General features: G+C 51.5%; 10 protein-coding genes. 5 read left to right on the forward strand and 5 right to left on the reverse strand.

Annotation, left to right across the window (positions count from 1 at the left end):
* The first annotated feature begins 30 nt into the window (after window positions 1-30).
* Both EG028_RS16325 and EG028_RS16330 read left to right on the forward strand, forming a co-directional pair.
* A complete protein-coding gene (locus tag EG028_RS16325) occupies window positions 31-1,074 on the forward strand; it encodes a VWA domain-containing protein (protein WP_120517619.1) in 1,044 nt (347 codons plus the stop codon).
* Entirely contained in the window at window positions 1,071-1,814 is a 744-nt protein-coding gene (locus tag EG028_RS16330; RefSeq protein ID WP_206614464.1) for a tetratricopeptide repeat protein, read from the forward strand. Before EG028_RS16325 ends, EG028_RS16330 begins: the two co-directional genes overlap by 4 nt.
* A 187-nt stretch (window positions 1,815-2,001) precedes the next feature.
* On the opposite strand, the gene EG028_RS16335 is transcribed toward EG028_RS16330, so the two are convergent.
* Window positions 2,002-2,874 carry a helix-turn-helix domain-containing protein gene (locus EG028_RS16335; RefSeq protein ID WP_120517620.1) on the reverse strand — a complete coding sequence of 291 codons (873 nt, stop codon included), beginning with the start codon at window positions 2,872-2,874 and terminating at the stop codon, window positions 2,002-2,004.
* A gap of 157 nt (window positions 2,875-3,031) precedes the next feature.
* Here EG028_RS16335 and ispG point away from each other — a divergent pair, with 157 nt between their 5' ends.
* Both ispG and EG028_RS16345 read left to right on the forward strand, forming a co-directional pair.
* Window positions 3,032-5,041, forward strand: coding sequence for a (E)-4-hydroxy-3-methylbut-2-enyl-diphosphate synthase (gene ispG, locus EG028_RS16340; RefSeq protein WP_120517704.1), 2,010 nt, complete (start codon window positions 3,032-3,034; stop codon window positions 5,039-5,041).
* Window positions 5,042-5,359: 318 nt separating this feature from the next.
* Complete coding sequence (locus EG028_RS16345) at window positions 5,360-5,896, forward strand: hypothetical protein (protein WP_120517621.1); 537 nt, start codon at window positions 5,360-5,362, stop codon at window positions 5,894-5,896.
* Between the two features lie 57 nt (window positions 5,897-5,953).
* Here the strand turns inward: EG028_RS16345 and metH are convergent, their stop codons facing one another.
* Both metH and EG028_RS27730 read right to left on the reverse strand, forming a co-directional pair.
* Window positions 5,954-8,662 carry a methionine synthase gene (gene metH, locus EG028_RS16350; protein ID WP_174235430.1) on the reverse strand — a complete coding sequence of 903 codons (2,709 nt, stop codon included), beginning with the start codon at window positions 8,660-8,662 and terminating at the stop codon, window positions 5,954-5,956.
* A 19-nt stretch (window positions 8,663-8,681) separates the two neighbouring features.
* Entirely contained in the window at window positions 8,682-9,698 is a 1,017-nt protein-coding gene (locus tag EG028_RS27730; protein WP_174235431.1) for a homocysteine S-methyltransferase family protein, read from the reverse strand.
* A gap of 451 nt (window positions 9,699-10,149) precedes the next feature.
* On the opposite strand from EG028_RS27730, the gene EG028_RS16355 reads away from it, so the two are divergent.
* Window positions 10,150-10,347, forward strand: a complete 198-nt coding sequence (locus EG028_RS16355; protein WP_120517622.1) for a hypothetical protein — start codon at window positions 10,150-10,152, stop codon at window positions 10,345-10,347.
* A gap of 105 nt (window positions 10,348-10,452) precedes the next feature.
* Here the strand turns inward: EG028_RS16355 and EG028_RS16360 are convergent, their stop codons facing one another.
* Window positions 10,453-11,139, reverse strand: coding sequence for a ComF family protein (locus EG028_RS16360; protein ID WP_120517623.1), 687 nt, complete (start codon window positions 11,137-11,139; stop codon window positions 10,453-10,455).
* Window positions 11,140-11,174: 35 nt separating this feature from the next.
* Window positions 11,175-12,551, reverse strand: coding sequence for a DNA repair protein RadA (radA, locus tag EG028_RS16365; RefSeq protein ID WP_120517624.1), 1,377 nt, complete (start codon window positions 12,549-12,551; stop codon window positions 11,175-11,177).
* Between the last annotated feature and the right edge of the window lie 232 nt (window positions 12,552-12,783).

Raw genomic sequence — 12,783 nt, forward strand, 5'->3', positions numbered from 1 at the left:
CCGGCATGAGCCGGGGTTGTCGTTTTAACCATGTTAAGATTTCAACATACTGAATACCTCTGGGCTTTTGCCCTGCTGATCATACTGGTGCTGGCCTTTGCCTGGGTAACCTGGTGGAAACGCCGGTCCATCCGCCGTATGGGCGATCCCGTAATGGTGGAAAAACTCTTCAGCGGGTATTCCCGCCGCCTTTTCACCTTCAAGTTCCTGCTCCTTTTCATCGCCTTCTTTTTTGGTGTGATCGGGCTGGCGAACCTGCAAAAGGGCAGCCGGGTGGATAAGATCACCCGCAAAGGCGTGGATGTGATCATTGCGCTGGACGTGAGCAAAAGCATGCTGGCCACGGATGCCAAGCCGGACCGGCTTACCCGCGCCAAACAGCTGGTGACCAGGCTGATGGAAAAGCTGGACAACGACCGTGTAGGCCTGGTGGTTTTTGCCGGCAACGCCTATCTCCAGATGCCCCTCACCATCGATTATTCCGCCGCGAGGATGTACCTGGGCAGCATCACCCCGGACCTCATTCCCCGCCAGGGTACCGAGATCAACGAAGCCATCCGCGTATCAGACGAGGCATTTAATAAAAAAGAACGCAAACATAAAGCCCTCATCATCATTTCCGATGGCGAGGACCATAACGAAGGCGCCATCAACGAAGCGAAAAAAGCACTGGAAAACGGCGTGGTGATCAATACCGTCGGTATCGGCTCCCCCACCGGCTCGCCCCTCCCCGATCCTGAAACGGGCGGGCTGAAAAAAGATAATGAGGGCAACACCGTGGTATCCAAACTCAATGAAGACGCGCTCAAATCCCTCGCCTCCACCGGCAAAGGCATGTACCTGCACCTCATGAACAATACGGACGAAGTGGTGGATGCGCTGGCGGATAAGATCGACAAGATGGAGCAGAAAGAATTCGGCGAGAACGTATTTACCGATTACAACAGTTATTTCCAATACTTCCTGGGCATCTGCCTGATACTGATACTGCTGGAGTTTTTTGTGCCGGAAGGCCGTAAAAAAAGAGCGGAAGATGCAGATATGCCGGGGCTTAAAACCGTGGAAGCAAAATGAGGAAACATATTTTTCATATAACCCTTGCCGTTATAACGCTGCTATCCGTACAGATGCAGGCGCAGGCACAGGAAGGCACCAGTAAACTGATCCGCCAGGGCAACGCCCAGTACAAAAAGCAGCAGTATGCCGATGCCGAAGCCAGCTACAAAAAAGCGCTGGAGCGGAACAACAAGTCCGTTGAAGGAAATTACAATCTCGGTAATTCCCTCTACGAACAAAAACGTTTCGACGCCGCCCGCCAGCAATATTCCAACACCATCAAATCTGCCACCGGCAAAGAAGTGAAGGCGGACGCCAGCTACAACATCGGCAACTCTTTTATGGAAGATAAAAAGTGGGAAGAAAGCATCAAAAATTATAAGACCTCCCTCAAAGCCAATCCCCATGACGAGCAGGCCCGCTACAACCTGGCCTATGCGCAGGCTATGCTGAAAAAACAGCAGCAGCAGGGCGGCGGCAAAGATGATAAAGAGAACAAAGACAAACAGAAAGATCAGAAAGATAAAAAGGACCAGGAGAAAAAAGAGCAGGAGAAAAAGGATCAGAAACAGAACCAGGACGAGCAGAAAGAACAGGACAAAGATCAGCAGCAACAGCCGCAGCCCAAGCCCAGCAAACTGACGCCGGAAGAGGCCAAACGCCTGCTGCAAAATCTTGCGCAGCAGGAAAAGAAACTCCAGGAAGATAAAATGAAAAAGGTGAAAGGCACACCCGGCTCCGTTGAGAAGGACTGGTAAGTTATCATCATCTCTTTAACCGCATAAAAAACCCGCTCTAAAAAAGGGCGGGTTTTTATTTCTACTTTCCTTTCCAAATAAAAAACGCGTCCTAAACGCGTCAAAAGCATGGGTTCCGTTAAAACGAGAATGTAAAATTACTCCGCATTTACCCTCCCGGTTTGGACAAAGGGAAGATTAACTGGTATTATTTGAACATTGTTTCCCTGAATTCGTGGGGGGAGGTGCCGGCATGGTTCCGGAAAAAGCGGCTGAAATAAGCCGGATCTTCAAATCCCAGTTCATAACAGATCTCTTTTACGCTACGGTTGCTGAAAGCCAGCTGGCGCTTCGCTTCGAGTACGAGGCGGTCGTGCACCATATCTGTCACCGTTTTACTGATGGCGTCCCGCGTGATCTCGTTCAACCGTTTGGGCGTAAGTGAGAACTGCTGTGCGTAAAATCCCGCCTGGTGCTCCATCCTGAAATGTTTGTCCACCAGCCTGCGCAGCTGGATGATCCGGGGATCGTGGTTCAGGAGGGCGGGCGAATTGGCCACATTGTGTTTTTTCTCCCGCTCGGCCAGCAGCAGGAAAGCGTTCAGGTAATGTTTGATCACGCTGCTGCTGCTGCCTTCGAACTGTGCGGACAGTTCCTGCCGCATGAGCGTGATGATCATTCCCAGGTTTTCCGCCGAAGGTTTGCTGATAAAGATGGGGGCGTACTCCTGCGAGTCGTCGAACAGGGTGGTGAAATCGTATAATGTCTCGCGTTCGTGTTTATTGGTAAAGTAAAATTTCTCGGTGAACGTGATGCTGAACCCGAAGATGCCTTTAGCGGGCAACTGGTGCACCTGGCCGGGCCTCAGCAGGAAGATCGTGTTATTTTTCAGCTCATAGGTCACGAAGTCCACGATATGATCGCCCGCGGCTTTGGTGAACCACAGTATCTGGAAATCGTGATGCCGGTGGGGAATGCCCGCCAGTTCCGTTTTGAAGCTCTCCAGCTCGAACACGCTGAATTGCCCGGTAAGAGGTAATTGTTGATAGGGTATGGTATCCACGGTAATATTTTGCTGCATTGTTAGGTTAAATAGCTGGTTACAAACAAATTGACGCGATAAAACTAGGGAAATTAACGCCGTGTGCGTTACCGCTCATATAAAATAACAAAATATGAGCAGGATGGATCGGGGAATAATTTGCTTAATTTTGTTGAACAACTTAGATATCAATTTCATGCAATTATATTGCCCTTCACTGACAAAATACGAGCGCCTGGCCACACTGGAAGTTAAAGTGGGGGACCTTACCATCGGGAATTTTAACCCCATCCGCATTCAGACGATGACAACTACAGACACCATGGATACCAAAGGCACCGTGGAACAGTCTATCCGTTGTATCGAAGCCGGCGCGGAGCTGGTGCGCATTACCGCCCCCAGCAAAACTGAAGCGGAGAACCTGCTGAATATCAAAAACGAATTACGTAAAAGAGGTTATAACACCCCACTGGTGGCGGATATCCACTTCACGCCCAATGCCGCCGAAGTGGCCGCCCGCATCGTTGAAAAAGTGCGTGTGAACCCGGGCAATTACGTGGATAAAAAGAAATTTGAACTGCTGGAATACACCGATGCCGAATACCAGGAAGAGATAGACCGCATCCGCGAACGTTTCACACCACTGGTGAACATCTGCAAAGAATACGGTACGGCCATGCGCATCGGCACAAACCACGGTTCCCTCAGCGACCGCATCATGAGCCGCTATGGCGATACCCCCATGGGAATGGTGGAAAGCGCCATGGAATTCCTCCGCATCGCGGAAGACCTGCATTACCGGAACATCGTGCTGAGCATGAAAGCCAGCAATCCCCAGGTAATGGTACAGGCCTACCGCCTGCTGGTGAACACGATGCAGCAGGAGCTGGGCCACTGTTATCCCCTTCACCTGGGCGTTACCGAAGCCGGCGACGGGGAAGACGGCCGCATTAAATCTGCCGTGGGCATCGGCACCCTCCTGGAAGACGGTGTGGGCGACACGATCCGCGTATCTCTCACGGAAGACCCGGAATTTGAACTGCCCGTATGCCGCGATATCGTAAAACGTTATACCAGCCGCATTTCCCACGCACCCATCCAGCCGCTCACCGATCCGGCCAAACTGCCTTATTCCCCCTTCAACTTTGCCAAAAGGGAAAGCATCGCGGTGGACAATATCGGGGGCAAACAGGTGCCCGTTGTAGTGGCGGACCTCAGCCACCTCCACACCATCACCCACCACGACCTTCGCGGTATCGGTTATCACTACGACGAAACCACCGACAAATGGAACATTGGCGATGCCGCCGCGGATTATATCTTCACCGGGGATCATGTGCTGCCATTCGCTTTGCCGGGCACGCTGAAGGTGATCGTACAACATCCGGCATGGCTGCACGCGGAAGATAAAGAGAAGTATTTCCCCTACCTGGACGTACACGGCTACCAGGCCGCCGCCAAAGAAGGCCGTCTTGCAAAGATGAACTTCGTGGCCGCTCATGCGGACGACTTCGGCACGCCTGCATTCACCACATTCCTGGAAACGCTCCGCACGGCGCAGGACGTGATACCGGTGCTCTATTCCAATTCCGCCCACGCGATGGCCATGGTAAGGCGCGCGTTGATCGCCATGATGGAGCAACAAATTGCCCAACCGGTTGTTTTAATGTGCAACAGCGGTCATGATAACGCGGAAGACGACCTGGTCCACTACGCCACCGAAACCGGCGCGCTGCTGCTGGACGGCTTTGGCGAAGGCCTCTGGCTGAAGGCCCTGCCTGAGCAGTCGCTGAACAGGCAGCCGGGCAGTGTAAAAGAATCGCTGGAACTGATCAACAACATTGCTTTTGGTATCCTCCAGGCCACCCGCTCCAGGATCTCCAAAACGGAATATATCTCCTGCCCTTCCTGTGGCAGGACGCTCTTTGACCTGCAGGAAACAACCGCCCGCATCCGCGCGGTGACCAATCACCTCAAAGGCGTGAAGATCGCCATCATGGGCTGTATCGTGAACGGGCCCGGTGAAATGGCCGACGCGGACTTCGGCTACGTGGGCAGCGGCGTGGGCAAGATCACGCTGTACCGCGGTAAGGAAGTAGTAAAACGCGGCCTCAGCAGCGATGTAGCCGTGAAAGAACTGATCAACCTGATCAAGGATAACGGGATGTGGGTAGATGTGAAAGAAACCGTTTTAATCCAGGGGTAACGATATTAAACGAATAACAGGTAAAAAAGCGGGCCGTCCCGGGGCAAGCCCGGGACAGCCCTAAAACTGTAACTGGGGTTAACAGAACAGTGTGTACCTTAACTTTTCTTAATTCTGAACTGCTTATTTGGGGTTAAATGCAATCCTTAAGCATGTCACAAAACTACTACCCTCCAGAGGGTATATCAAGCGTAGTTTTACGCAATTTGCTGCGTATTTCCCCTGTAAATCAACTTATTGCTATAATACTATTTTCCCTGTCCTCAAAAGTTTGGTATCCAGATTGCGGTAATTCCTTTACAAACCAAATTGTGATTTATGAAGAACCTGCTATATGCCGGAGGGCTTATTCTACTCGTTGCCTGCGGCCCCAACACCTCGCAAAACACTGTTACCCGGGAGGAGGAACAGGCGGACACTACCAATGAAGTGGTGAACTTCCAGAAAGACGTTGTGGTCACGCCTTTGAGCGGTTATTTTGTCAAAAACACAGTCAAACAATCCGATAGTATTGCCTGCTGGGTGATCAACGATGCGCAGGAGATGAAAGACGTGTTTGGAATGGCTAAAACCGTTTCCAATACGATCGATACCGTGGATTTCAGCAGTCATTTGCTCACGGCGGTTACGCTCAGGCTCAGTAGTCTTGAACAGAAAATAGAACTGAGCAGCAGCAAACAGGATGGCAATACGGTGGAATTACATTTCATCATTATGGAAGAAGGAGAGCCCAGATCGTTTACCAGTGCCATGGCCTGGCTGGGAGCGATTCCGAAAACAGGTGTGAAGACTGTGAAGTTCTATAAGGGAGATCAGTTGATCAAGCGGGTGGATGTGAGTGATGAGAATCGATAGATAACATTATAAAAAAAGCTGACCTGGCAGGTCAGCTTTTTTATTGTCAGTTATTGATTACATATCATATTCAAGGTTTGGCCGCAACCATCTCTCTGCTTCTTCAACGGGCCAGCCTTTACGCTCCGCGTAATCTTCCACCTGGTCTTTTTCGATCTTACCGAGGCCGAAGTATCTTGACTGGGGGTTTGCGAAATACCAGCCGCTAACGCTTGCCGCGGGATACATCGCGAGCGATTCGGTGAGCGTGATGCCGGTGGCCTCCGTTGCGCTGAGCAGGTCGAAAAGTTTGTATTTCTCCGTATGCTCCGGGCAGGCCGGGTAACCGGGTGCGGGGCGGATGCCGAGATATTCTTCTTTGATCAGGTCTTCGTTGGAAAGATGTTCGTCCGTCGCATATGCCCAGAATTCTTTACGCACGCGTTCGTGCAGCAGTTCGGTGAAGGCTTCGGCAAGACGGTCTGCCAGGGCTTTCAGCATAATGCTGCTATAATCGTCATGTTCTTTTTTGAATCGCTCCAGGTGCTCCTCGATGCCTTCGCCCGCGGTAACGGCAAAGCCGCCAATGTAGTCCTGTTTTTTTGTTTCAGCGGGAGCTATATAATCCGCAAGGCTGATATTCGGCTGGCCTGGCGCCTTTTTGATCTGCTGGCGCAGGAACTCCAGGGGCACTTCCGCGCCGTCTATGGCCGTAACTGTCACCGTGTCGTCCGCTGTGGCATTGGCCGGGAATAGACCGATCACTGCTCTTGCTCTCAGCCATTTTTCATCGATCAGTTTTTTCAACATGTCCTGCGCATCGTTGAAGAGACGGGTGGCTTCTTTGCCCACTACTTCGTCTGTAAGTATCTGCGGGAATTTGCCGTGCAGTTCCCAGGCAATGAAGAAAGGCTGCCAGTCGATGTATTTCGCGATCTCGCCGAGATCGTAGTTGTCAAATACCTGTGTTCCCAGCTGTGCGGGCTTCACGGGGTTAAACGCGGCCCAGTCGATTGTCACTTTCTGTTTACGGGCTTCCGCAATGGGATGGTATTGTTTAACGGGACGTTTGTTCCTGAACTGGTCATTCAGTTTTACGTATTCTTCTTTTACGTCTGTGAGGAAGTTTTTGCTGAGCGCTTTGTTCAGCAGGTTGCCCGTCACGGTCACGCTGCGTGAAGCGTCCAGTACGTGCACCACACCGTTTTCATACTCCGGCGCGATCTTCACGGCCGTATGCGTACGGGAGGTAGTGGCGCCGCCGATCAGCAGCGGGATGTTGAACTGCTGGCGTTTCAGTTCGCGCGCGATGTGCACCATTTCATCAAGGCTGGGCGTGATGAGGCCGCTGAGGCCGATGATGTCCACTTTCTGTTCGCGTGCGGCCTGTAATATTTTTTCCGCGGGTACCATTACACCAAGGTCGATGATGTCGTAGCCGTTACAGCCGAGTACCACGCCTACAATGTTTTTACCGATGTCGTGCACGTCGCCTTTAACGGTGGCGAGCAATATTCTCCCGGCGGACTTGATCTCTCCGCCGTTCTTCGCCTGTAGTTCCAGTTTTTCAGCCTCGATGAAAGGCGTGAGCACAGCTACGGATTTTTTCATCACGCGGGCGCTTTTTACTACCTGCGGGAGGAACATTTTACCGCTGCCGAAAAGATCGCCTACGATGTTCATGCCATCCATCAGCGGTCCTTCGATCACTTCAAGCGGGCGGGGATATTTCTGGCGGGCTTCTTCAGTATCCAGTTCGATATAATCAGTGATGCCGTTCACCAGGGCGTGGCTGAGCCTTTGCTCTACCGTGCCGTTGCGCCAGGCTTCATCTTTTTCAATCACTTTTCCCTTGGCCTTTACGGTTTCCGCAAACGAGATGAGGCGTTCGGTGGCGTCTTCGCGGCGGTTCAGGATGGCGTCTTCACAAAGCTCACGCAGCTGCGGTTCGATCTCGTCGTAGATCTGGATCATACCGGCGTTTACGATACCCATATCCAGCCCGGCCCTGATGGCGTGGAACAGGAACACCGCGTGCATAGCTTCGCGCACGGCGTCGTTGCCCCTGAAGGAGAAAGATACGTTGCTCACACCGCCGCTGATCTTGGCGAGGGGCATGAGTTCTTTGATCCGGCGGCAGGCTTCGATGAATTCTACCGCGTAGTTGTTATGTTCTTCAATGCCGGTGGCAATGGCGAAAATGTTCGGGTCGAAGATGATGTCCTGCGGATCGAAGCCGACTTTGTCCACAAGGATGTTGTAAGCCCGGTGGCAGAAGGATACGCGTTTTTCCAGCGTGTCCGCCTGGCCGTTTTCATCAAAGGCCATAACTACCACGGAAGCGCCGTAGCTCTGGCAGATGATGGCATGCTCGATGAATTTCTCTTCACCTTCTTTCAGGCTGATGGAGTTTACGATACATTTGCCCTGCAGACATTTCAGGCCTGCTTCGATCACGCTGAACTTACTGGAATCGATCATCACGGGGATGCGGGAGATGTCCGGTTCGGAAGCGAGCAGGTTCAGGAAAGTGCTCATGGCCTTTTCGCCGTCCAGCAGCGCATCGTCCATGTTCACGTCCAGTATCTGCGCACCGCTTTCCACCTGTTGGCGGGCAACGGACAGTGCTTCTTCATACAGCCCTTCGCGGATGAGCCTTGCAAATTTTTTGGAGCCGGTAACGTTGGTTCTTTCACCGACGTTGATAAAGTTGGTTTCAGGTCTTACCACCAGCGGCTCCAGGCCGCTAAGTCTCAGGTAAGGCTTGATCGTATGCGTTGTGTTCATGCTAATTTCCTCGTTCTTCTTATGCCAGAGCAGTTTCCACTACCGGCAGGGGGCGCGGGGTAATGGTCTTTACATTTTCAGCGATGTGACGAATGTGATCAGGCGTGGTGCCGCAGCAGCCGCCTACGATATTTACGAAACCCTCGCGGGCAAAGTCTTCGATGATGTGCGCCGTTTCATGCGGTTGTTCGTCGTATTCGCCAAAGGTGTTCGGGAGCCCCGCGTTAGGGTAACAGCTTACGTAACAGCTGGCGATGTTTGCCAGTTCTTCCACATAAGGCCTCATCTGGCTACCGCCCAGTGCGCAGTTCAAACCGATGGAGAACGGTTTGGCGTGCATCACGGAGATGTAGAACGCTTCCAGCGTCTGCCCGCTCAGCGTGCGGCCGGAAGCATCGGTGATGGTACCGGAGATCATGATGGGTAGCTCAGGTTTGCCTGAATCGCGGAAGTATTTTTTAATGGCGAAGATGGCGCCTTTACAGTTCAGGGTATCAAAGATGGTCTCGATGAGAAGTACGTCCGCACCGGCTTCAGACAAGGCTTTCACCTGGTCATAATAAGCGTCCACCACTTCGTCGAAGGTAACGGAGCGGAAGCCGGGGTTGTTCACATCGGGGGAGATGGACAGGGTTTTGTTCAGCGGGCCGATGGCGCCGGCTACGAACCTTGGTTTGTCCGGGGTCCGGCGGGTATAGTCCTGTGCGGCGCGTTTAGCGATCTGTACGGCGGCGACGTTCATTTCAAAGGCGAGGCTCTGCATGTCGTAGTCTGCCTGTGCAATAACGGTACTGCTGAAGGTATTGGTCTCGATAATGTCCGCGCCGGCTTCCAGGTATTCCCTGTGAATGGCTTCAATGATGCCGGGTTGGGTGAGGGACAGCAGATCGCTGTTACCTTTCACATCGCTGTGATAGTCCGCAAATCGTTCCCCTCTGTAATCGGATTCCTGGAGTTTGTAGCGTTGGATCATGGTGCCCATAGCACCGTCAATGATCAATATGCGCTCGCGGGCGCACTCTTGTAATGATTTCATGGCAATAACGTTTATTAGTTACGGTTTACAATGAACCCGGGGGCCGAACAATAAACAAATCTACCCGCGGGCATTTGCAAAGATAGAAAAGTCCCGGTTAATAATGTTCATTCCTTATCCGCGAGCCTCCTATTTGCCCGCATGAAAAAATTTACGGTTATATTTATTTGATAATCAGGATATTGCATTGCCATTCAACTTTTCTCCTCAAAATATTTTTGGATAGTCTACAAATCCTATTATTTTTGTAGGGAATTACAACGAGATCAAAAAACCAGAAACCAACCGTTTAACTTTTAAGACTATGCTTTTAAAGGAGATGCAACAAGGCTCATATCAGGTACAGCGGGCATACCCCTACCACCACCGCGCCGCTGCCGGATGTTGTTCAATGCGCTGCTGCTGATTAACCCGTCAGGCAACACATTACAATAACCGAAAACTTTTAGCAATGAACATTGAGAATGATTTAAGGCAGTTAAGCCTCCGGCTCGCAGAGCTTGGACTGGAACAGGTTGTGGCCGAAAGAAGCGCCGCAAACGAATCTTTCAGGGTCGTTTATGTGAACAAAAATGCAAAAGTGCAGCAGGCCCCTGAGCCGCAAACTCCCCGCAAAGGGAACAACAACAAGACTTCCTCTAAGCTGTAGTTGACATAATGCAACAATTGCGTATTCATAACGTGGAATAGTTACCAGAGACAGGTGTTTTCGAACACCTGTATTTTTTTGTGCCTGGCCTGCGCCAATTCAGGCCTAGCGGCCGCCACAAGCCAAAGCACATACGCTTATCTTCGCTTGCTCCCCTGCCTGCAAAACCGCATGAGCGCAGGCTTCCAACGTTGCCCCGGTGGTCATCACATCGTCCACCAGCAACAGATGCTCCCGGCCGTTCGGCTCTTTCCGGTTCCAGGCAAAGATGTTCTCCACATTGTCCCAGCGGTCCGTCCGGGACTTACGCGTCTGGGTGTCTGTAAAGACGGTCCTTTTAAGCCCGTTTGCCCAAACCCCGCACTTCAGCACTTCAGCCATCCCTTCCGCCAGCAGGGCGGCCTGGTTATAACCCCTGTGCCGGAACTTCGCGGCATGGAGCGGTACCGGCACGAGGGCGGTGATATCCTTCCACCAGGCACTTTCTTTCAACTGGAAACCCAGCTGGCGGCCGAGAAACAGGGCGATGTCTTCGCGTTTCCTGTACTTAAAACCATGAATGAGGCTTTGCAAAATACCCTGCTGGTTAAAAAAGTACCCGGCCGTAGCATGTTGTATGGGCACACGGCCCCAGAATATCCTTTCAACGGGATTTTGTGCAAATTTCTGAAAGCCGGTGACCGGTAGCCGGAGCGAGCAGCGGATGCACAATATCTTTTCGGTACGGCTAAGCTCATGCCCGCAGCCTTCGCAGGCATGCGGGTAAAACAGGTGCAAGAGGGCCTGCAGCATAATGGAAGATTTCAGGTTAACAAACAGGCGCCGGATCAGAAGAGGAGACGGTATACTTCTTCCACCCTTCCCAGCGGCACCACTTCTATACCCAATTTACTGAAATCAAGCCCTTTTTTGTGATACTTGGAGATAAAAATCTTTTCAAAGCCCAGCTTCTCCGCTTCCGCAATACGCTGCTCGATGCGGTTCACCGCCCTGATCTCCCCGCTGAGGCCTACTTCGCCCGCGAAACAGTTTTTGTGGGATACGCCCACATCTTCAAACGAAGACAACAGCGCCACCAGCACCGCCAGATCGATGGATGGGTCTTCGATCCTCAAGCCGCCGGCGATATTGAGGAACACATCCTTCACCCCGAAATGAAACCCTCCGCGTTTTTCCAGCACGGCGAGCAACAGCTGCAGCCTGCGCAGGTCAAAGCCTGTAGCGGTACGCTGTGGCGTGCCATACACGGATTGCGTCACCAGTGCCTGTACTTCCACGAGCATCGGCCTGAGACCTTCGATGGTGGAGGCAATGGCCACACCGCTCAGCATATCGTCCCGCTGGGAGATGAGTATTTCAGATGGATTGTTTACCTGCCTGAGCCCGGCTCCCGTCATTTCATAAATACCCAGCTCGGCGGTAGACCCAAAGCGGTTCTTGATGGTGCGCAGGATGCGGTAGGCATAGTGCTGGTCGCCTTCGAACTGCAAAACCGTGTCCACCATATGTTCCAGTATCTTCGGGCCGGCAATTGCGCCGTCTTTGGTGATATGGCCGATGAGAAAAACAGGTGTATTTGTTTCCTTTGCGAAACGTTGCATTTCCGCAGCTGTTTCGCGTATCTGCGATACGCTTCCCGGAGCTGATTCAATCAACGGAGATTGAAGGGTTTGTATAGAATCGATGATCACAAGTTGTGGTTCCAGTTTTTTGATCTCCTGGAAAATAACCTGTGTGGATGTTTCTGTGAGCAGGTAAAACTGATCGTTGCGGATCTTCAGCCTGTCCGCCCGCATTTTGATCTGTTGTTCACTTTCTTCGCCGCTGATATACAGTGTTTTAATGTCCTTCAGCAGCAATGCAATCTGCAGGAACAAAGTTGATTTGCCAATGCCCGGCTCTCCACCTACCAATACCAGCGAACCCGCTACTATACCGCCTCCCAGCACTCTGTTCAGTTCGGCGTCGGGTGTAAGCCAGCGTTTTTCTTCAAGGCCTTCCACTGCATCGAGATGGACTGTTTTGGGTGCTTTATATGCGCTTGGCGTCTCCGCTTTCCATTCCATCTGGCGCATAGGAATATCTTTCTGCACCTTTTCCTCTACAAAAGTGTTCCATTGATTACACGAAGGACATTTACCTGTCCACTTCGCTGATTCATGTCCGCAGTTCTGGCAAAAAAAAGCTGTTCTGATTTTACTCATGCAACAAAGTAAAATGAAAAAAAGGAGAAGAGAGTGATTGTTGATTTTTGATGAAACGAAGGATAAAAATGCGTGTTTCTTTTCGTGGAAAAGTGCTAAAATGAGAAAAGAGCCAACGGAAGATTCCGCTGACTCTTTCTACTTACTAACCCATTAAATTCAGGACTAAATTACTAAATGGGTTCAGAATAAAAAAGTTTATTTAATGGATGTTAATAACTTTTAAAGTGTT

The organism is Chitinophaga barathri (genome assembly GCF_003807585.1).
Classification (GTDB): Bacteria; Bacteroidota; Bacteroidia; order Chitinophagales; family Chitinophagaceae; genus Chitinophaga; species Chitinophaga barathri.

What these genes read in the sequence shown, in the direction of transcription:
- EG028_RS16325 (WP_120517619.1), top strand. Translation starts at nt 31, where the DNA reads ATGTTAAGATTTCAACATACTGAATACCTCTGGGCTTTTGCCCTGCTG.
- EG028_RS16345 (WP_120517621.1), top strand. Translation starts at nt 5,360, where the DNA reads ATGAAGAACCTGCTATATGCCGGAGGGCTTATTCTACTCGTTGCCTGC.
- EG028_RS16335 (WP_120517620.1), bottom strand. Translation starts at nt 2,874, where the DNA reads ATGCAGCAAAATATTACCGTGGATACCATACCCTATCAACAATTACCT.
- ispG (WP_120517704.1), top strand. Translation starts at nt 3,032, where the DNA reads ATGCAATTATATTGCCCTTCACTGACAAAATACGAGCGCCTGGCCACA.
- EG028_RS27730 (WP_174235431.1), bottom strand. Translation starts at nt 9,698, where the DNA reads ATGAAATCATTACAAGAGTGCGCCCGCGAGCGCATATTGATCATTGAC.
- EG028_RS16330 (WP_206614464.1), top strand. Translation starts at nt 1,071, where the DNA reads ATGAGGAAACATATTTTTCATATAACCCTTGCCGTTATAACGCTGCTA.
- EG028_RS16360 (WP_120517623.1), bottom strand. Translation starts at nt 11,139, where the DNA reads ATGCTGCAGGCCCTCTTGCACCTGTTTTACCCGCATGCCTGCGAAGGC.
- metH (WP_174235430.1), bottom strand. Translation starts at nt 8,662, where the DNA reads ATGAACACAACGCATACGATCAAGCCTTACCTGAGACTTAGCGGCCTG.
- radA (WP_120517624.1), bottom strand. Translation starts at nt 12,551, where the DNA reads ATGAGTAAAATCAGAACAGCTTTTTTTTGCCAGAACTGCGGACATGAA.
- EG028_RS16355 (WP_120517622.1), top strand. Translation starts at nt 10,150, where the DNA reads ATGAACATTGAGAATGATTTAAGGCAGTTAAGCCTCCGGCTCGCAGAG.